At 73.5% G+C, this 19,600-nt stretch carries 15 protein-coding genes and 1 pseudogene; 12 read left to right on the plus strand and 4 right to left on the minus strand.

From position 1 onward, the window contains the following. Positions 1–60 precede the first annotated feature (60 nt). The 4 genes from ACZ67M_RS35235 (at position 61) to ACZ67M_RS35250 (ending at position 4,313) form a co-directional block, all read left to right on the plus strand. Positions 61–765 (plus strand): alpha/beta hydrolase, encoded by a 705-nt coding sequence (locus tag ACZ67M_RS35235; protein WP_469854079.1) that lies wholly within the window; start codon positions 61–63, stop codon positions 763–765. 91 nt (positions 766–856) lie between these two features. Beyond that, a complete protein-coding gene (locus tag ACZ67M_RS35240; protein WP_469854080.1) occupies positions 857–1,510 on the plus strand; it encodes a TetR/AcrR family transcriptional regulator in 654 nt (217 codons plus the stop codon). Between the two features lie 151 nt (positions 1,511–1,661). Then, a complete protein-coding gene (locus tag ACZ67M_RS35245) occupies positions 1,662–2,738 on the plus strand; it encodes an LLM class flavin-dependent oxidoreductase (RefSeq protein WP_469854081.1) in 1,077 nt (358 codons plus the stop codon). Positions 2,739–2,831: 93 nt separating this feature from the next. Beyond that, positions 2,832–4,313 carry an MFS transporter gene (locus ACZ67M_RS35250; RefSeq protein ID WP_469854082.1) on the plus strand — a complete coding sequence of 494 codons (1,482 nt, stop codon included), beginning with the start codon at positions 2,832–2,834 and terminating at the stop codon, positions 4,311–4,313. 108 nt (positions 4,314–4,421) lie between these two features. Here ACZ67M_RS35250 and ACZ67M_RS35255 read toward each other — a convergent pair whose 3' ends face one another. Both ACZ67M_RS35255 and ACZ67M_RS35260 read right to left on the minus strand, forming a co-directional pair. Next, the gene (locus ACZ67M_RS35255; protein WP_469854083.1) at positions 4,422–4,787 is read right to left on the minus strand and encodes a hypothetical protein; all 366 of its coding nucleotides are present in this window, start codon (positions 4,785–4,787) and stop codon (positions 4,422–4,424) included. A 141-nt stretch (positions 4,788–4,928) separates the two neighbouring features. Next, positions 4,929–8,984, minus strand: coding sequence for a ricin-type beta-trefoil lectin domain protein (locus tag ACZ67M_RS35260; protein ID WP_469854084.1), 4,056 nt, complete (start codon positions 8,982–8,984; stop codon positions 4,929–4,931). A gap of 179 nt (positions 8,985–9,163) precedes the next feature. On the opposite strand from ACZ67M_RS35260, the gene ACZ67M_RS35265 reads away from it, so the two are divergent. The 5 genes and pseudogenes from ACZ67M_RS35265 (at position 9,164) to ACZ67M_RS35285 (ending at position 15,507) form a co-directional block, all read left to right on the plus strand. Then, positions 9,164–10,180, plus strand: coding sequence for an alpha/beta fold hydrolase (locus ACZ67M_RS35265; RefSeq protein WP_469854085.1), 1,017 nt, complete (start codon positions 9,164–9,166; stop codon positions 10,178–10,180). A 164-nt stretch (positions 10,181–10,344) separates the two neighbouring features. Continuing rightward, positions 10,345–10,536: a hypothetical protein gene (locus ACZ67M_RS35270; RefSeq protein WP_469854086.1), complete on the plus strand. Its 192-nt coding sequence runs from the start codon at positions 10,345–10,347 to the stop codon at positions 10,534–10,536. A gap of 53 nt (positions 10,537–10,589) precedes the next feature. Beyond that, positions 10,590–13,343, plus strand: a complete 2,754-nt coding sequence (locus tag ACZ67M_RS35275; protein ID WP_469854087.1) for an ATP-binding protein — start codon at positions 10,590–10,592, stop codon at positions 13,341–13,343. A gap of 138 nt (positions 13,344–13,481) precedes the next feature. After that, positions 13,482–13,864, plus strand: a pseudogene (locus ACZ67M_RS35280) (GDSL-type esterase/lipase family protein); the annotation flags it as partial. A 110-nt stretch (positions 13,865–13,974) separates the two neighbouring features. Then, complete coding sequence (locus ACZ67M_RS35285; RefSeq protein ID WP_469854088.1) at positions 13,975–15,507, plus strand: LCP family protein; 1,533 nt, start codon at positions 13,975–13,977, stop codon at positions 15,505–15,507. A 24-nt stretch (positions 15,508–15,531) separates the two neighbouring features. Here ACZ67M_RS35285 and ACZ67M_RS35290 read toward each other — a convergent pair whose 3' ends face one another. Then, on the minus strand, positions 15,532–15,960 hold the full coding sequence (locus ACZ67M_RS35290) for an SRPBCC family protein (RefSeq protein ID WP_469854089.1): 429 nt from the start codon (positions 15,958–15,960) through the stop codon (positions 15,532–15,534). A 123-nt stretch (positions 15,961–16,083) separates the two neighbouring features. Here ACZ67M_RS35290 and ACZ67M_RS35295 point away from each other — a divergent pair, with 123 nt between their 5' ends. Next, positions 16,084–16,620, plus strand: coding sequence for a CGNR zinc finger domain-containing protein (locus ACZ67M_RS35295; protein ID WP_469854090.1), 537 nt, complete (start codon positions 16,084–16,086; stop codon positions 16,618–16,620). A gap of 21 nt (positions 16,621–16,641) precedes the next feature. Here the strand turns inward: ACZ67M_RS35295 and ACZ67M_RS35300 are convergent, their stop codons facing one another. Beyond that, positions 16,642–17,115 carry a Dps family protein gene (locus ACZ67M_RS35300; protein ID WP_469854091.1) on the minus strand — a complete coding sequence of 158 codons (474 nt, stop codon included), beginning with the start codon at positions 17,113–17,115 and terminating at the stop codon, positions 16,642–16,644. Positions 17,116–17,294: 179 nt separating this feature from the next. Between ACZ67M_RS35300 and ACZ67M_RS35305 the strand changes: the two genes are divergently transcribed. Both ACZ67M_RS35305 and ACZ67M_RS35310 read left to right on the plus strand, forming a co-directional pair. Beyond that, positions 17,295–17,717, plus strand: coding sequence for a hypothetical protein (locus ACZ67M_RS35305; protein ID WP_469854092.1), 423 nt, complete (start codon positions 17,295–17,297; stop codon positions 17,715–17,717). Between the two features lie 820 nt (positions 17,718–18,537). Further along, on the plus strand, positions 18,538–19,590 hold the full coding sequence (locus tag ACZ67M_RS35310) for an aldo/keto reductase (RefSeq protein WP_469854093.1): 1,053 nt from the start codon (positions 18,538–18,540) through the stop codon (positions 19,588–19,590). The last annotated feature ends 10 nt before the right edge of the window (positions 19,591–19,600 follow it).

The raw sequence follows: 19,600 nt of genomic DNA on the forward strand, positions 1-19,600 counted from the left end.
CCCCCTTCTCATCCTCCCTGCTTCTCTCCTGATCCCCTCCCGATCCCGACAAGGACGAAGATGAACGACATCGAGCGGCGCCCCGAGTTCCTCCTGGTGCACGGGGCATGGCACGGCTCCTGGTGCTGGCGCGAGTTCCAGGACGCTCTCACCGCGCGGGGCTGGACCAGCCACACGGTGGACCTGCCCAGCGTCGTCGCCGAGGGCTCGGAGGGCAGGCTCCCCGGTCTCCTCGACGACGCCGGGGTGATCCGCGAGAAGATCGACTCCCTCCAGGGCCCCCTGATCGTCGTCGGGCACTCCTACGGCGGCGCTCCGGTCACTCAGGCCACGCCGGGTGCCGCGAACGTGGCCCACATCGTCTACGTGTCCGCCTTCGTCCTGGACGAGGGGGAGAGCCTGATGACGTGCTTCGGCGGCGAGCAGCCGGACCTGGCGACGGTGGAGGGCACCATCCCGGTCCGGGAGAACCCGCTGGAAACGCTGTACAACGACGTTCCGCAGGACAAGCGCGAGGCCGCCCTGCCCCGGCTTAGGCCGCAGACCGCGCTGTCCTTCGCTGAACCGGTGAGCGAGACCGGGTGGAAGACCGTGCCCACCACCTACGTCCTGTGCGACGACGACCAGAGCCTCCCGGTGTCCTACCAGGAGCCGTTCGCCGCCCGGACCGGCACCACGTACCACCTGCCCAGTGGTCACACCCCGCTGCTCTCCATGCCCGACAAGCTCGCGGACATCCTGGAGGAGACCGCGCGGAAGCTCTGAGACCCGCCGACGGTTCCCGTGCCGCAGGACGCGCCGCGTCCGGGCCCGCGGCCACGGACCGCCGGACCCGCCCCAGACCGGAAAGTGCCTGATGAGACCTGTGCCCCGACGCCTGTCCGCCCATCACGCGGCGCGTACGGCCGCGACCCGGGACCTGGTGTCGTCGGCCGTGGAGCGGCTGCTGGCCGCGGGTGAGCCGTTCGCCGACATCAGCGTCCAGCGGATCATCGAGGAGGCCGGCGTCTCCCGGGCGACGTTCTACGCGCACTTCCGCGGCAAGGCGGACGTCCTCGTCCGCCTCGCCGACGCGTTGCGGGAGTCGCTGCTGGAGCTGGCCCGGCGGTGGGACCCGGGCCCCGGTGACGACGGGGCCGAACGGCTCACCCGGTTCTTCGCCGAAGTGATCACCGTGCACCGGGCCCACCGGAGTGTCCTCGGCGCGGTGCGCGAGGCGGCGGCCTACGACTCCGCCGTGAGCGACTTCTACACCGCCAACCTCGAGGGATTCGACGAGGTGGTGCGCAGGACCCTGCGCTCCCGGCGGGCCCGCGGCTCGACGGAGGCCCGTCTCGACGTCACCGCCGCGAGCCGGGTCATCGTCTGGGGAGGAAGCCAGGCCATCGCCCATCACCTTGTGGTCGACGACGGCAGCGGCGACGCGGCCCTCGCCCGGGAACTCGCCGCGATCTGGTGGTACGGCGCCTACCGGCGTCCCGGCGGGCCGGAGGCGCCCCCGCCGTCCTGATGAGCTGGGCCGGTGGCGGACGCCCCCGCACACCGGTTCGTCACGCCTGCGCGCAAGACGGCGGACACTTGACCGGACCCAGGAGTCCGCTTATTCTGGAGTAAGCGGACTTGGAGGTCCGGTTACATCGTCCGAAAGCGGGAAGCGGCTCATGGAGAAGACGGCGACGCCCATCGGTCTCGGGACGGACAACGGCGCCCCGGTGCCCCTTTCGGTGCTCGACCTGTCGGTGGTGGGGGAGGGAGTCGACGCCGCCGAGGCGCTGGCGCAGACCTCCGCCCTCGCGGTCGAGGCCGAGCGCCGGGGGTTCCGGCGGTTCTGGGTCGCGGAGCACCACAGCTTCCCGGCGTCGGCGAGCCCCGCCCCCGCGGTGCTGCTCGCTCACCTCGCCGGGCTGACCGGCCGGATCCGGCTCGGTTCGGGCGGGGTCATGCTGTCCAATCACGCGCCCCTCGTGGTCGCCGAGCAGTTCGGCGTTCTGGAGGCACTGCACCCCGGGCGCTTCGACCTCGGCATGGGCCGCAAGCCCGGCGGCCTGGACTCGGTCTCCCAAGCGCTGGGCCGGCCCGCCGAGGACCCCGGGCCGGAGGCGTTCGAGCGGCAGGTGGAGGAAGTCCTGGGTTTCCTGGGAGCGGGATTCCCCGACGACCACCCCTACCACCGCGACCAGGTCCACGTGGTGCCCGCCGCGCCCGGCCTGCCCGTGTGGATGCTCGGATCCGGGACGACGGGAGCCAGGGTGGCCGCCCGCCTCGGGCTGCCGTTCGCGGCGGCCTACCACATCAACGCGGCGCAGGTCCCCGAGGCGCTCGAGATCTACCGCGCCGAGTTCCGCCCCTCGAAGACGCTGCCCGAGCCGTACGTGATGGTCTCGGCCAACGTCGTCTGTGCCGGCACCGAGGAGGAGGCCCGCTTCCTGGCCCGGTCCGGTGCCCTGATGCTGACCCTCGGCCGGAGCGGCCGGCAGACCGCGCTGCCCACCCCCGAGACGGCGGCGTCCCACCCCTACACCGAGGAGGAGCGCCGGTTCGCCGACTTCCTGCTGGCGACCGTCGTCCTCGGCACCCCGGACCAGGTGCGCGCCGGCCTCACGGACCTGCGGGCGCGGACCGGAGCCGACGAGCTGATGCTCACCTCGATGATCCACGACTTCCCGGCCCGCCTGCGCTCGCTGGCGCTGGTGGCGGACGAGTTCGCCCTGGACGGCACGCCGGGTTCCGCCCGATGACGGCCCGCGGCCACCGGCGCCGGCGGTCGCGCCGGCGCGTCGCGCCCCTCAACCACACACAGTCAGCCCACTGAACGACGTCGGGAGGACGCCATGGCCACATCAGCACCCGTCTCGGATCCCACCCGGGACACCGCCCCCTCCGCGGACGCTCCCCGGCGGCCCGGCCGTCACCGGAGCCCGTCGGCGGAGACCGGTCACCGTCTGCTGCTCCTCGTGCTGACCGCGCAGTTCATGGCGACGATGGACGTCTCCATCGTGAACGTGGCCGCGCCCACCATCCAGGGCGATCTGCACACCTCCGGAGCAGCACTCCAGATCATCATCGCCGGGTACACCGTCGTCTACGCGATCCTGCTGATCACCAGCGCCCGGCTGGGCGCCCGGCACGGCTACAGCCGCCTGTTCACCCTCGGCCTGGTCCTGTTCACCGCGGCCTCGCTGGCCTGCGGCCTGGCCCCCGGCACCGACGCGCTGATCGCCTTCAGGCTCCTCCAGGGGGCGGGCGCGGCCCTGCTGGTGCCGCAGGTCATGTCGCTGATCCAGCACACGCTCACCGGTGCGGCCCGGACGAAGGCCCTCAGCGTCTACACCGCCGTTCTCGCGGCCGGAGCCGTCGTCGGGCAGATCCTCGGCGGTGTCCTGGTCGGCGCCGACCTCTTCGGCAGCGGTTGGCGGGCGGTCTTCCTGGTCAACGTGCCCATCGGCGCGATCGCCCTCGTCGCCTCGCGGCGGGTGCTGCCCCACGTGCCCGGGATGCGGGGCCGGCGCACGGACCTGCCCGGCCTGCTGCTGCTGGCCGCGGCGCTCGGCCTGCTCGTCGTGCCGCTGGTGCTGGGACACGAGGCGGGCTGGCGTCCCTGGACCTGGATCATGCTGGCCGCGTCCGTGGTCGTCTTCGCCGTCTTCGTGGCCGTCGAACGCCGGGTCACCGGCGCGGGCGGCGACCCGCTGATCGAGACGCGCGTCCTGCGCTCCGCGGGCCTCGCCCCGGGCGCCTCGGCCATCCTGCTGACGCTGGTCGTCTTCTCCGGCTTCCTGTTCGCCTGTGCCCTGCATCTCCAGGGCGCGCTGCGCTACAGCCCGCAGCACGCGGGACTGCTCTTCGTGCCTCTGGTCACCGGGTTCGGACTGGGAGGCCTGTACTGGCGGCGGCTGCCGGGGCGGCTGCACGCGGCGCTGCCGGTGGTGGCGCTGCTGGTCTCCGCCGCCGCGTTCGCCGTGCTGGCCCTGCTGGAACGGGGCGGCGGGCAGGCGGGTGCGGCCGTGGAGAGCGCCCTCGGCGTCACCGGCCTCGCGCTGGGTGCCGCGTACGGTCCGCTCTTCGGCCTGGCCCTCAGCCGGGTCGCCCCCGCCGACGCGGCGGACGCCAGCGGGCTGATGAACACGGTGATCCAGATCGGACAGGTGCTGGGCATCGCCGTCATCGGCACCCTCTACCTGAGCCGGGTCACCGAGCCCGTCTCGGCCGCCGTCTCCGGGCGCGCGCTGGCGGACGTCGGATTCGTCGTGGCCGTGATATGTGCCGCGGCGGCTGTCTTCGCCCACCTGGCGCGGCGCTCCGCGGCACGGTGACACCGCTTCCCCCTCCACCTGGCCGGCCGGTTCGAGCGAACCGGCCGGCCAGGTGCTGTCGCGACGCCGCCTCCTGCCGGGGATCCGGCCGGGAGACGCCGGTGCAGGTCAGCCGGTGAGGGGCGTCACCCGGTAGCTCAGCTGCGGCGGGTTGACATCGGTCTGGCGCAGTCCGCCGTACGCGAAGGAGTAACCCGTGCAGTCGGCCCCGGAGTACGTGTGGAGGTTCGCCGTCTCGCTGACGATCATCACCGAGTTGATCGGCTCCGACAGGGTGTGGCACGTGCCGAAGTCGGTGAGGTCGACGACGACCTCGTCGCCCGTGTTGTGGTAGCCGGTGTAGAGGTAACCGCCCCACTTCACGGGCGGCCAGCCGTCGGCGGCGCCCGCCGTCCCGGCGCCGACGCCGATCAGGGCCGCGGCGGCGGTCGCGACGACGGCTGCGGTGCGGAGCTTCGCCTTGGGGGAGAACATACGACCCACCCTTTCTCGTGTGTGTCGGCGCCGAGGGGAGGCACCGGCACGACTGGTTCGATCGTGTGTGGCCGGCCGGACAAGATTCTTGCGCCTTCAACCATGTGGGGGAAGAGCGGAAACCGGCCACCGGAACACGTGTCAGCCGGACGCGGGCAGGCTCCACTTCTGCTGTGCGGAGCCGCCGCAGGTCCAGATCTGGAGCCTGGTGCCGTTGGCCGAGCCGGCGTCGGTGGCGTCCAGGCACCGGCCGGACAGGGTGTTGACGAGGCTGCCGTCGGCGCCCGCCGTCCACTTCTGCCCGTTGCCCCCGCCGCACACCTGGAGCGTGACCGCCGTACCACTGGCCTTGACGTTGTTCGCCACGCCCATGCAGTCGCCGAGGACCTGCACGGAGCCGTCGGCGGCGACGGACCAGTCCTGGGAGACACCCGTACCGCAGGTGTTCAACTGGACGGCCGTGCCTGCGGCGTTGGTCGAGCCGGAGCCGCCCAGGTCGGCGCACTTGCCGCCGAGGCCGCCGATGTGACCGGTCGGCACCCCGGCGGGCAGCTGCCAGCGCTGGTTGTCGGAGTAGGCGCAGGCCCAGATCTGCAACGGGGTGCCGCCCGCGGAGCTGGGGCCGGTGGCGTCGAGACAGCTGCCCGACTTCTTGGAGACCAGGCCGCGGTTGGCGGCCCACGTCCACTGCTGGGCCGTGGAGGAGGCGTCGCAGTCGGCGAGGACGGCCCGGGTGCCGTCGGCGGTGGCGCCGGACTTCAGCGCCATGCACTTGCCGAGCACGCGCACCGTGCCGTCGGGGGCGGCCGTCCACTTCTGGGAGGCTCCGGTGCCGCAGGTGTTGAGCTGCACCTGGGTGCCCGCGGCGCTGGTCGAGCCCGCCCCGGCGAGGTCGGCGCACTTGCCGCCGTAGCCGGAGATCCGGCCGGTGGGGTCCCGCCGCTGCTGGACGGGAAGCTGCCACACCTTGCCGTCGGTCACCGGGCCGCAGCTCCACAGCCACAGGACCGCGCCCACCTCGGCGACGGTGTCCTTGACGTCCAGGCACCGACCGGACAGGTCGTTGACGACCCCGCCGTCGGCGCCCGCGTGCCACTGCTGCGCGGCGGAGCCGTCACAGATCTCCAGCACCAGCGGGGTGCCGTTGTCGCCGGTGCCGCCGCCCTCGGGCGTCACGCACCGCGAGTCGAACACCCGCAGCGTGCCGTCGGAGCCGACCTTCCACTGCTGAGAGTCGGCCGCCGAGCAGTTGTCCAGCACGAGCGCGGTGCCCGGCGCCTGACTGTCCCCGTCGCTGTCGGCGCACATACCGCCGATGCCGGTGAGGTGGCCCTGCGGGCCGGCGGGGGTGGTGGGCGGCGTGAACCTCTGCCCGGTGGTGGCCGTGGCGCAGGTGGCGGTCACCAGGGCGGTGCCGGCGGCGGTCGACGAGCCCTTGACCTCCGCGCACAGGCCGGACGCCTGGTTGACCAGGGAGCCGTTGGTGCCGGTCTTCCACTGCTGGGCGGTGGAGCCGTCGCAGGCCGCCAGCACCAGGGCGGTGCCCAAGGCGCCGCTCTTCCCGGCGGGCATCGCGCACTTGCCCTGCACCCACAGCGAACCGTCCCGGCCCGTGATCCACACCTGGGAGGCGCTGCCGTCACACGTGGCGGTCTGCACCGCGGTGCCGCTCGCGAGACCCGGGGCGTGGGAGACACACGTCGAGCCCACCGCGCCGAACGTCCCGACCGGCCCCGCCGGGGCGGGAGAGGCGGGGAAGTCGAGCCCGATCCGCGTCTTGAACAGGTGCTTGGGCAGCTCGGCCGCCTTGCCGCCGATCTTCTCGAACGGCAGCGAGCCGACGGGCGCGGACTGCCGCTGGATGAGGTAGTCGTGCCCAGCCTGGGCGTGGATGGTGAACTGCGCGGCGGTGGAGTACGCCACGACCGTCGAGCCGTCCGACGCGTCCACGACACCGGCCGACTGGCCGGGCCAGGGGTTGCGGGTGGTGAAGTCGGCCGTCGAGCCGGCCTCCAGCACGGCGCCAACCGGGACGCCGCCCCGGGTCTGCACGTCCACCTTGGCGTTGTCGTGCACGGTCACCGTGGCGTCCACGTCCCAGTCGGAGGGGACCGCCGGGGCGATGCGCAGCACGTCGTCGTAGTCCTGCGCCAGCGCCTCGTTGACGGCGGCGGCGATCACGCCGGTCGTCTCGCTGTACGGCTCGCGGCCGGTGAGCACGTTGTTGTTGCTGGTCAGTCCGGAGGGGTAGAGCTGGTTGGTGACGTTGAAGAGCAGTCCCGCCTTCACCGCGTCGGCCTTGCCCAGGCGGGCCGCCTGGAGCGCGTCGAAGCTCCAGTTGGCGTCGTTGGGCCAGCGCCGGTTGTCGAAGGTGCGTACCGCGAGGTCGTGCTGCGCGCCGGTGTCACCGATCAGGCCGTAGGGCCAGACCGGCTCCAGGTCCAGGTTCTCGGAGTTGTGGGTCTCGGCGGCCGGTTCCCCGGAGAGGGCGATGACGTCCTCTCCGGCTCCGTCCGCCGAGGAGGTGAGCACCTTGGTGTGGGTGGCGGCGTCCGTGCGCGGCAGCGGGGGCACCTTGGCCAGCGCGGCGGTGAGCCGCGCCTGGAGGTCGGTGTCCGTGCCGAGCTTCTTGGCCGCGGAGGTGACCACCGGGAACAGCGCCCGCATGGCGGCGTTGTCCGTGACCGGGTCCGCGACGCCCCACTGCGTCTCGTGCGCGTTGCCCCGGGTGTGCAGCAGACCGTCGGAGCCGGTCGTGGCGTACGACAGCAGGAACTCGGCGGCGGACCTCATCAGCGGGTAGCTGTCGCGCAGGAACGCCGTGTCACCGGTGGTCCGGTACTGCTGCCACAGCGCGAGGGAGACCTCCGCGCCGGTGGAGACGGTCTGCGCGTTGTACGAGGTGATGCCGTCCTGGCAGGAGGCGTTGCCGAGGCCGCCGTCGAAGTAGCCGTTGCCGTTGAAGCGCATGGTCTCGGGGACGCAGGCGCCGGTGCGGCCCGGCATGTGGTCCTTCGTCCACGCCTCGATGTTGGCGAGGTTGGACGTGTACAGCTTGTAGAACGGGGTGTTGAGGTCCCCGACGCCGGAGGTGAGGTGGGCGGCGGCCTGCATGCGCAGGTTCCACCACCAGTAGCTCTCCGGCGACCAGTCGTGCTCGTCCCGGGTGAAGGAGAACAGGTCCGCCACACCGGCCTGGGTGCCGGGCAGCGAGCCCCGGTTGCTGGCGGCCGACTGGTACAGGAAGACCGTACGCAGGTTCTCGACGTACGGGCCGCTGCCGTCGGCCGACTCGATCTTCATCGTGCCGGCCCGGTCCCAGAAGTCGTGCCACCAGTTCAGGTGCGGTGTCTTCAGGGCGGAGACCGACGCGCTCGCGTCGCCGCCCAGGTACGACGTGGCCGTCGCGCCCGCGTCCCCGCCGGCCCAGTGGGGGGCGGCGACGACGACCCGGAAGGAGCCGTCGGCGGCCGGGTGGAAGGCGACCCGCACGCTGTCGCCGTCCGTCACGGAGGAGGTGACGTCGCGTCCGCCGGCGGTGATGCCGAGCAGGGTGCCGAAGGTGTCGCCGGAGCCGCCGCCCCCGTCGTCCGTCCAGGTCTCGGCGAGGGTGGCGACCGCGCCGGAGGCGGCGGCGGAGGGGGAGCGGCCGTCCCAGAGGTCGCCGTCGACCGTCTGGGTGCTGTCCGGGTCGGCGCCGGTGACGTCGACGACGAGTTCGTCGCGGTCGGCGCGGGTGTAGACCGTCGCCGTCATGCCGCCGCCGGACTCGGTGAGTACGCCGTTGTAGACGTCGAGGCGGGCGGTGAAGTCGTCGGCCTCGGTGATCTTCTTCAGGCCCGGGACGGTGATCCGGCCCGGGGACTTGCGGTCCGGGAAGGTGTCGCCGCGGTTGAGCTGGGCGGTGAGGCCGTCGGCGGCCCACACGGCGGCGCCCAGGGTGCCGTTGCCGAGCGGCATGGATTCCGTGGGTTCGGTGTTCGGGCGGCCGAGGACGACGTCGGAGCGGTGGATCACGGCGGGCCGGTCCACCTGGAAGGCGCCGTCCCGCCAGGCCGTCGTCGCGGTGGTGGCCGCCGCGGTGCCGCCGGGTGCCGCCGGGGCGGCCAACGCGGGCGCGGTGACGAAGCCGAGGGCCAGGGCGGTCACGGCACCGGTCATGAGCGCGCCCCGGACGGGGGGTCTGTGTCTGCGCATGGGGTACTTCCTGTCGGAGTGTCTCCTGTTGGTCACACGGCGATGACGTGGGCGGGGCGACCCGGGGTTCATCGCGGGGCCGTCCGATGGTCGATACGTGTGCGGTCTTGACAGATGTCTCCCGCACGGCAACTATCGTCACCTGTCAGACAGGTGACGATGAGTCAGTGAGGCGTGGCATGATCAGCAGGCGAAGTGTGACCGGAGCGATGGCCGTGGCGGCGGGAGCCGCCGGGCTCCTCGGGGCGGGGACCGCGTCCGCGAGCGCGGGCGACGGCGGGCGCGGCGCGCCCGGCCTGGGCCCGCTGTACCGGGTGCGCACGGGCGAGCTGGAGATCGCCTACCACGTCACCGGGCCCGCCGGCGGCACGCCGGTGATCCTGCTGCACGGCTGGCCCTTCAGCCCCGTCGGTTCCTACCGGGAGGTCGCCGCGGCACTCGCCCCGCGCGGCTACCGCTGCTACGTCCCCTACCTGCGCGGCCACGGGCAGACCCGGTTCCTGCGGGCGACGACCTTCCGGTCGGGGCAGCAGGCGGCGCTCGGTGCCGACCTGATCGCCTTCATGGACGCGCTGCGCCTGCCCCGGGCCCTGTTCGCCGGGTACGACTGGGGCGGCAGGGCCGGTGACGTCGCCGCCGCCCTGTGGCCGGAGCGCTGCACCGGCCTGGTCTCCGTGAACGGCTACCTGATCCAGAACCTCGCCGCGGCCGACAAGCCGCTGGTCCCCGCGGTGGAGGAGGGCCTGTGGTACTTCTTCTACTTCCTCACCGAGCGCGGACGCGAGGGGCTGCGGCGTGACCGGGAGGGTCTCGCCCGGGTGGTCTGGCACCGGAACTCGCCCGCCTGGGACTTCACCGAGGCCGAGTTCGCCGAGACCGCCCCGCTGTGGCAGAACCCGGACTACGTCGACGTGGTGATCCACAGCTACCGGCACCGCATGGCCGCCGCCCCCGGCGCCCCGCGGTACGCGGGCCTGGAGCGCAGGCTGCTGGACCAGCCCGCGATCACCGTGCCCGCGGTCACGCTGGACGGCGGGGCCGACGGAGTCACGCCGCCGACCGACGGCAGCGGCTACGCCCCGCACTTCTCCGGCCCCTGGACGCACCACGTGGTCCCGGGCGCCGGTCACAACCTCCCCCAGGAGCGGCCGGACGCCTTCGCCGCCGCGGTCCTGGAAGTGGACGGGATGGTGTGACCGGCCGGGGGCATGTGTGGCGAGGAGGCATGTGTGTACAGGCACGTATGCCTCGCGAGATCCGTCACCGGTTTGACAGGTGACGCAAGGTGGTGCACGCTGACAGTAGTCGCCCCCGGCGACAGGCAAGACGCGATCCACGACCGAAGAAGTGGAGCAGGGTCATGAACAAGGAACTCGCCATGGACGCCGACGCGGTGGCACGGCAGGCACGCTTCGGCACGCTCCCCGAGCGAATCCGCTACGAGGACATGACGACGGAGGTGGAAGCCGCTCCGGGCGGCCGGGCGGACACCTACAACCCCGAGCATTCGTGGAAGTTCTACTCCTGCGTCGCCCTCGACCTCGGCCTGTAGCGGCACGCCGCGCCACGACCTGCTCCGGCGCCTTCTGGAAGACAACACCCCCCATGAACCACCTGCCCCACCCGCGCGATCCGTCCCGGCTGATCGGACGGTCCAAGGACATGGCAGCCCTGCGGTCCCGCCTGACCGGGACCGCCGACGCGGCCGTCCTGCTGTCCGGAGAGGCCGGGGCGGGCAAGACCGCCCTCCTCGCCGCGCTCGCCGCCGAACTGGGACGGGACGGGGTCCGCGTGCTGCGGGCGAGCGGCGCGCAGTTCGAGACGGACATCGGCTACTCCGGCCTCAACCAGCTGCTCCTGCCGCTGCTGGACTCCCTCGGCCTGCTGGACCCCGGCCACCGCGACGCGCTGCGCGTCGCCGTCGGGATCGGCGGCGGTCCGCCGCCCAGCCGGCTCCTCACCTCCACGGCGGTGTTGCTGCTGCTGCGCCGCATGGCCGAGGACGGCCCGCTGTGCCTCGTCGTCGACGACCTGCCGTGGCTCGACCGGGCCACCCTCTCGGTCCTCGGCTTCGTGGTCCGGCGGCTGACGGGCTCGCGCGTCGGCTTCCTCGCCGCCGCCCGCACCGGCACCGACAGCTACTTCGAGACCGGTCTGCTCACCGAGCACCGGCTGCGGCCCCTGGACGACGCCTCCTCGGCGGCGCTCCTCGACCGGGCCCACCCCGCCATGGCCCCGACGGTGCGGCGGCGCATCGTCGCCGAGGCCCGCGGCAATCCGCTGGCCCTGGTGGAGCTGCCCGCCGCGCTCGACCGCGACCAGCGCGAGGCGCGCCTGCCCATCCCCGCCGTACTGCCCCTCGGCGAACGGCTCCAGGCGCTGTTCGCCGTCCGGGTGACCGCCCTGCCCACGCCGACCCGGGAACTGCTGCTGCTCGCCGCCCTCGACGGCACCGGCGACCTCGCCACCGTTCAGGCGGCGGCCGGACGGCCCGTGCTCGACGACCTCGCACCCGCCGAACGCGACCGGCTGGTCGAGGTCACGGCGTTCCCCCAGCGCCTGTCCTTCACCCATCCGCTGATCGGTGCCGCGGTGGTCACCCGGGCCACCGCGGCCGACCGGCGCCGGGCGCACCACGCCCTCGCCGGTGTCCTCACCGAACGGCCGGAACGCCGCGCGCACCACCTCGGCGAGGCCACGGCGCAGCCCGACGAGACGGTCGCGGCCCGGCTGGAGGGCGCCGCGCGGCTGCGCCTGGGACGCGGTGACGCCTTCGGCGCGGTCGCCGCGCTCACCCGGGCCGCCGAACTCAGCCCCGCCCCGTCCGACGTGGCCCGGCGGCTGGCCGAGGCGGCCTACATCGGCGCGGACTCCGGGGACCTGTCCGCCGCCTCACGGCTGCTGGCGGGAGCCCGGCAGGCCGACCCCGGCGGACGGCGGTCGCTGCACGCGGCAGCCGCTTCCGCCTTCCTCCTGATCAACGGCGAGGGCGACATCGGCACCGCGCACCGGCTGCTGGTCGGCGCGATCGAGACGGGCGACCACCACTACGACGCCTCCGACGGAGCCCTCGTCGACGCCCTGTTCACGCTGACCATGCTGTGCTGGTACGGCGGTGACCCGCTCCTGTGGAAGCCCCTGCTGCGGGCCCTGGACCGGCTGCGGCCCGCGCCGCCCGACCTGCTGTGGGTGTGCGTCCAGACCTTCGGCGACCCCGCGCGCACCGAACCCCGCGCGCTGCCGCGCCTCGACGCGATGCTGGACGACATCGGCTCGGACGCGGCCCGGACCGTCCGCATCGGCACCTGCTCGCTCTACCCCGACCGGCTGGCCGACTCCCGGCAGGCGTCGTACCGCCTGGTCGAACGGGGCCGCGCGGGCGCCACGCCGGCTCGCCGCCACATCGCGGCCCTCATCCACCTCGCCCAGGACCACTACGACGCGGGCCACTGGGACGAGGCCACGGACTTGGCCGACGAGGGGCTGCGCCTGTGCGAGGAACACAGCCACCGCTACTTCACCGGCAAGTTCCAGTACGTGCGGGCGCTCGTCGCCGCCGCCAGGGGCGAGACGGAGACCACCGCCCGGCTGGCCGAGGACATCGCCCGCTGGGCGGCCCCCCGCGGGGCCCACGGCCTGCGCGCCCTCGCCGACCACGCCCGGGGCCTGGCCGCCCTCGGCCGCGGCGACGCCGAGAACGCCTGGCACCACGGCCGCGCACTGACCCCGCCCGGCACGGTCGCCCCCTACCTGCCGCAGGCCATGGCGGGCACCCTGGACCTGGTGGAGGCGGCCGTGCGGACCGGGCGGCACACCGAGGCCGCCGCACACGCCCGGGCCGTCCGGGACAGCGCGATGGCCGCACTCTCACCCCGGCTGCGCCTCCTGGTCCTTGCCTGTGAGGCCCTGACCACACCCGGCGACGACGCCCTCCCGCTGTTCGACCGCGCCCTCGCCGCCGTCGAACCCGGGCGCTGGCCCTTCGACACGGCCCGGGTCCACCTCCTCCACGGCGAACGCCTGCGCCGCCGCCGTGCGGCGAAGGAGGCCCGGGACCATCTGCTCACGGCCCTGGACACCTTCGAGGCACTGGGCGCCCGCCCCTGGGCCGACCGCGCCCGCACCGAACTGCGCGCCGGTGGCAGCGGCCCGGCCGCCCCGGGACGGACGGCGTTGACACCTCAGGAACGGCAGATCGCCACCCTCGCGGCGTCCGGACTGACCAACAAGCAGATCGCCGAGCGGCTGTTCCTGTCGCACCGCACCATCGGCACGCACCTGTACCAGCTCTACCGCAAGCTGGGCATCAGCTCGCGCACCGCCCTCCGCGACGCCCTCGACCCGGAGAACGCCCGCTGACCGGAGGGAACCGGGACCGGGTCGGTCCCGGTAGCGGGCGCCCGGTGTCAAGCCGCGCAGCCGCACCGGTGCCTCGGCGGCGGAACCGGGCTCCCCGGCACCCCGCCGCCAGGCCAGGACCAGCGTCTCGCCGCCGAACCCGGCGGGGTGTTCCTCTTCGAGGGCGTGAACGACCTCAAGGCCCACACCGAGGTCACCGCCGACGACCTCGTCGCCGGGTACCGGCAGATCGCCGCGCGGGCGCACGCGGCCGGGAAGTGCGTAGTCGGTGCCACGGTCGCCCCGTTCGAGGGATGGGGGAGTGGGACGCCGCCGCGGAGGCCGTGCGCCAGAAGGTCAACGCGTTCGTGCGCACCAGCGGCGCGTTCGACGCGTTCACCGGCCCCGACCGCGTCCTGCGCAGCCCCTACGACAAGGAGCGCATCCCGCCTGTCCTCGACGGCGGCGACCACCTGCACCCCAACGACAAGGGGATGCAGGCGATGGCGGACGCCGTGGACCTCACGGCACTGGAGTGCGCCGATGGGCCCGCCCGGCCGGGCGCCCGGGGAGCGGCCGCCGGTGTGCCGTCCTGTGTGACCGCAAACACACCTATGTTCACACATGCCACGTATATGACATCCTGGCACGTGTGAACACCCATCGTGCGCGAAGGCGTCGGCCACTGCGCCTGTTGGGACTGGTGCTGGCGCTGGTGGTATTCGGTGCCTGCGGCGCCGGATGGTGGTTCTACCAGCGGCTGGACCACAACCTCCGTAGCGTCTCCATCGGCGACCGCGGCGGCGCGGAGCGGCCCGACGCCTCCGGGCGCACACCAGTCGACATCCTCGTCATCGGCTCCGACGGCCGGACCAGCGCCGCGGACTGCAGGCTCGGCGGGGGCTGTGCGCACACGGGCGTGCAGCAGGGCGGGGGGAACGCGGACGTGGAACTGCTGGTGCACATAGCGGCCGACCGTTCCAACGCGACCGTGCTGAGCATCCCCCGCGACACCGTCACCGAGATACCCGCCTGCCGCGACAGCGCGACCGGCGCCTCGGAGTCCGGCTACCGGGGGCAGATCAACAGCGCCCTGCGGTACGGGCCGGCCTGCCAGGTGGCCGCCGTCCACCGGCTCACCGGCATCCCCGTCGAGCACTACGCGCAGGTCGACTTCTCCGGGGTGGTGACGATGTCCGACGCGGTGGGCGGTGTCTCCGTCTGCGTCAGCGACGACGTCTACGACACCTACTCACACCTGAAGTTGTCCAAAGGCACCCACACCCTCAAGGGGGTGGCGGCCCTGGAGTTCCTCCGGTCCCGGCACGGCTTCGGCGACGGCAGTGACCTCGGCCGCACGGTGGCGCAGCACCTCTTCCTGGGCGCCGTGCTCCGCAAGGTCGAGAGCGGGGGCACGCTCACCGACCCGGCCGCCGTCTACCGCCTCGCCGACGCCGCGACCAAGGCGCTGACCGTGGACGACGGCCTCGGCAGCGTCCGCAGGCTGGTCGGCCTGGCGGCCGACCTGAACAAGGTGCCCACCGGGCGCGTCACGTTCGTCACCATGCAGACCGACCCGGACCCGGACGACCACGACCGCGTGGTCGTGGCGCCCGAGGCCCGGGCGTTGTTCGCCGGCATCGCGGGCGACCGGTCGCTGTCCGCGGGTTCCGGCACCGGTGAGTCCGCCGGTCCCTCGCCGGCCCCCTCCGTTCCGGTGTCCCGGATCTCCGTGCGGGTGGAGAACGGCACCGGCGTCACCGGCCGGGCCGCCGCGATCGCCGGCGCGCTGCGCGCGAAGGGCTTCGGCTCCGGCACCGTCGCGGGCAACGCCCCGCGCCCCGCGGCCACCACCACCCTCGCCTACGGCACCGGCCTGCGTGAAGAGGCCCTGCGGACGGCCGCCGCGCTCGGTCTGCCGGCCTCCCGTCCGACGCCGGGCGGTGCGCAGGGCCTGACTTTGGTGATCGGCGCGGACTGGCCGAGCGGGACCGTCTACCCCGGGGCCGTGACCCCGTCCGCTCCGGCGGCGGGCGCCGTCGCCGGTGCCCATGCTGCCACCGCCGCCGGGTCGGACAAGTGCGCCGAGGTCAGCCACTACCGGACGGTCAGCCTCGACGGCGTCGCGATGACACCGTCCCAGGCCTATGCGCTGGCGAAGGACGTACCCGACTCGGACTCCTGAGGCGCGGCGCGCGGGGCCGGGCGGTCACTTGGCCTTGAAGGGCACCGCGAAGGACTTCTTCAGGGACGAGGTGGCCACCAGCGGCAGCAGCGAGGCCAGGGCCTTGCGCTTGAACCCTTCCGGTTCCCGGGTCAGTTCGACGTCGACGCGGGTGCCGCCGTCCTCGGGGGTCATCGTGAAGACCCAGCCGCCGCCGGGGCCGAAGACCTTGGAGTCCAGGGTGGTGATGGTGACCGTGTCCCCGTCCGGCTCCCACTCGTAGCGGGCGCGCTCCCATGCGGCACCGGTGCCCTCGGTGACCTCCGCCCAGGTGTCACCGAGGCCGTGGACCTCGAAGTGCTCGGTGTCGATCGTGGGCCAGGCCTCGGCGCGCGAGGGCCCGAAATCGGTCAGTACTCCCAGCACGTCCTTCGGGCTGAGCGTGGACACGAGGTGGAACTGGATGACCGCCATGGGATTGCCTCACCGAGAAGTAACTGTTCTGACTGGTGACGTGAGAGTCCCACGGGCGTGCGTCACCTGTCAAGGTGGTTATTCTGGGTGTGGGGGCAGTCAGCCATCTGTCAGGAGGATCAGGTGAGACACGTGTTTCCGTGCGGAACGCGCGCCCTCGACTTCGTCGGCACCCTTCAGGCCCGCCGGGGCCCCGCGCCCCTCGAACGGCTCGGTACGCCCGGGCTGCTGGACGCCTGGTTCGTGCAGGCCGGGCTCCTCGACGAGGAACCCGGCTGCGGAGCGGCGGACCTGCGGGCCGCGCTGGCCCTGCGGGAAGCGGTGCACGCACTGGCCCGGGCCCGGCTTGAAGCCCGTCCGTTGCCCGCCGGGGCGGTCGCCGTGGTCAACCGGCGGGCCGCCACGGTGCCGGTATGGACCGTCCTGCGCTCCGGCGGCGCGAGCCGGCACGGCACGGCCGCACAGGGCCTGGCCGAACTCGCCCGCGAGAGCGTCGACATCGTCGCGGGCGAACGCGCCGCCCTGCTGCGCGAGTGCGGACACCCCGACTGTACGCAGATCTACCTCGACTGCTCCCGGGGCCGCCGACGGCAGTGGTGCTCCATGCTGACCTGCGGCAACCGCGTCAAGGCTGCCGCCTTGCGGGCGCGGCGCCGGTGAGGAGGAACCGTCCCGCGCCGCTCAGTCGCGGTTCTCCGCCTGGAACATCCAGCTCAGCTTCTCCAGTTCGGCCGTCAGACCGATCAGCAGGTCCTGGGTCACCGCGTCCACCGAGCCCGTCCGCTCGATCCGCTGCCGCGCCCGCGCGATGACCGCCGAGAACGCCCGGACCATCGCCTCGACGGCGTCGCCGTCCTTCGTCCACCCCGCGGGGAAGGCGGGCAGGCCACTGGTCCCCGCGACGGTGGCGGCCCGCCCGTCGGGGCTGACCCCCAGGGCGGCGGCCCGTTCGGCCACCGTGTCAGAGTAGGCGCGGGCCATGGTGACGATGTCGTCGAGCTGGACGTGGATGGAGCTGAAGCGTGGACCGTACAGGTTCCAGTGCGCCTGCTTGGCCACCAGGGAGAGGTCGAGCAGGTCGACGAGGGTCTCCTGCAGGGCGACCCCCGCGACCGCGCGGTCCTGCTCCGGCAGCGGGTTGTCGATCACGTTCATGGGTGTGCGGTTCCTCTCGGTATGGCCAGTGGTGTCCTCACACCTCATGATGGTGGCCGAACGCGCACGGCGGATCAGTCGTTTGACTGTGACACGTGTGCTTCGATACGAGCCGGGGCACCCGCACACGGCGTGCGGAGGGCCTCGACCACAGTGACGGCAACGGCCCGAGGACCCGCATGCAGACGCACCAGATCCCCCCACCGGAACCGGGTGACGTGCCCCGGCTGGCCGCCGCCATCGTCGAAGCCGCGGCCGACATCAGCGGTGCGGCGCTGGACTACAGTCCCGGCAGCCTCGCGGCCGTGGAGGAGATCATCGACGGTTTCCGGGCCGAAGGGGTCAACGGCGGCGAGATGGCGGAGTCCCTCATCGCCTTCGGGTGCTACGTCGGCGAAGTCCTGACCCGCCACTTCGGCGGTGTCTGGATGCCCGCACCGGCCGACGGCGGGACGGCGGCCCCGCCCGTCGTGGAACTGCCCGACGGACGGGAGTACGACCCGATCGCCTGGGTCTTCCGGCGTCTGGAGCCCGCGGACCCGGAAACCGGGGACACGGGCGGCGGGGAGCCGTGGCAGGGAAATTTCCCGGCCGTCGACTGAACCCGCATACGGGTCTGTTCCGTTGCCCAGGTGACGGACGCCCGACCCCGCCCCTACGGCGTCGGGCGCGGGAGGGCCCTGTCCACGTAGTGCGGGGTTGGGCGCTCCCCGGCCGTCGCCCCGGTGATCCCCCGTGCCGGGTCGGCGGCCGTCCGCCACGAAGGCCGGTCCGTACGGGGTGAGCCCGGCCCCGGCTCCGCTCCCGGGCCGGCGAAAGACCGCGTCCGCCGCCGTCCGGTCGGCCCCGGGCCCGTGGAGTCGCCCCCGCCGGAAGTCCGCCGTCCTCGGGTGCCCGGCCCGGAGGCGCACCTGCGCGGCGCGTGAGGCGCCGGCGCGCCACCGGACCGTGCCCGTGCCGGACCGTACGGGGACTTCCGCGGCCCCTTGCCCGTGAGGAACCCCGGCGTGCCGCTCGGCAGGCCGGACACCTCCGGGCGTACATCAGCCGCGGTGCCCGCCCCACCCTGAGGGCGTCGGCGGTCCCGGCCGAGGCGCCCTCGCCCAACGCGTGGCCGCCGGCTCCCGCGTCCCGCGGCGCCGCACGGCGCATCGCAGGTCACCGGCGTGCCGCGGGCGGCCGTGCGCACCCGGCGCCCCAACGGCCCGCGGTCACCCACCCGCGAGGCAGGCCCTCACACGTGTCGACGGACGCCGCACCGCCCCCGGCCGGAGCCGCGACGACGTGCGTCCGGCGCACGTGACACCTGCCACTCGCCGGTCCCCGGGTTCGACAAGAGGCCAGTGGACCTTTATGGTCGAAGACGTAAGGTTCCAGTGGCCTCTTAAACGGGGGCTCTCATGAGACGAGGCGGACCAGGCCATGCCCGACACCACCGCACCCGCACCTTTGGCCCGCACCCCGCTCGGCGGCTCCGGCATCTCGGTCCGCCCCGTGGGGCTCGGCCTGATGGGCATGTCGCAGTTCTACGGTGCCGTCGACCCGGACACCTCGGTCGCCGTCATCCGCGACGCGCTCGAGTCGGGCGTGGAACTGCTGGACACCTCCGACTACTACGGCGCCGGAAGCGCGGTCCCCGGGCAACCGGTGGCGGGCTTCGGACACAACGAGGAGCTTCTGGGACGCGCCCTGCGCGGTCGCCGGGACCGGGCCGTCGTCGCCACCAAGTTCTCCGCGCGCCCCGCCGACGGGGGCGGCAGCTTCTTCGACGGCCGCCCCGAGTACGTCAGGGCCGCCTGCGAGGCCAGCCTGAGGCGGCTGGGCACCGACCGGATCGACCTGTACTACTACCACCGGCTCGACCCCTCCGTGCCCGTCGAGGACACCGTCGGCGCCATGGCGGGCCTCGTCGAGGAGGGCAAGGTCCGGGCCATCGGCCTGAGCGAGGTCGGCCCCGACATCCTGCGGCGCGCCCACGCGGTCCACCCCGTCGCCGCCCTTCAGAGCGAGTACTCGCTGTGGGAGCGGGGCGTCGAGGCCGAGGTGCTGCCGGAGTGCCGCCGCCTGGGCATCACCCTCGTGCCCTACAGCCCGCTCGGCCGCGGCATGCTCACCGGAGCCATCGGCCGGGACGCCTCCTTCGGCTCCGACGACTTCCGCTCCACACTGCCGAAGTTCCAGGGCGAGAACCTCGACCACAACCGGCGGCTCGTGGACGCACTGGAGCGGTTCGCCGCGAGCACCGGCGACACCCCCGGCCAGATCGCCCTGGCCTGGCTGCTGGCCCGGCACCACGACATCGTCCCGATCCCCGGCACGCGCAACCCGGCCAACGTCCGCGCCAACCTCGCCGCGACCTCCGTCCGGCTCAGCGCCGACGACATCGCCCGTCTGGACGCCCTCTTCGACCCCGCGCGGGTCAGGGGCGGCCGTTACGGGAACCTCCACACGACACCCCGCGCCACCGGCGCCTGAGACCCCCGCA

The organism is Streptomyces sp. NPDC107500, from assembly GCF_055582785.1.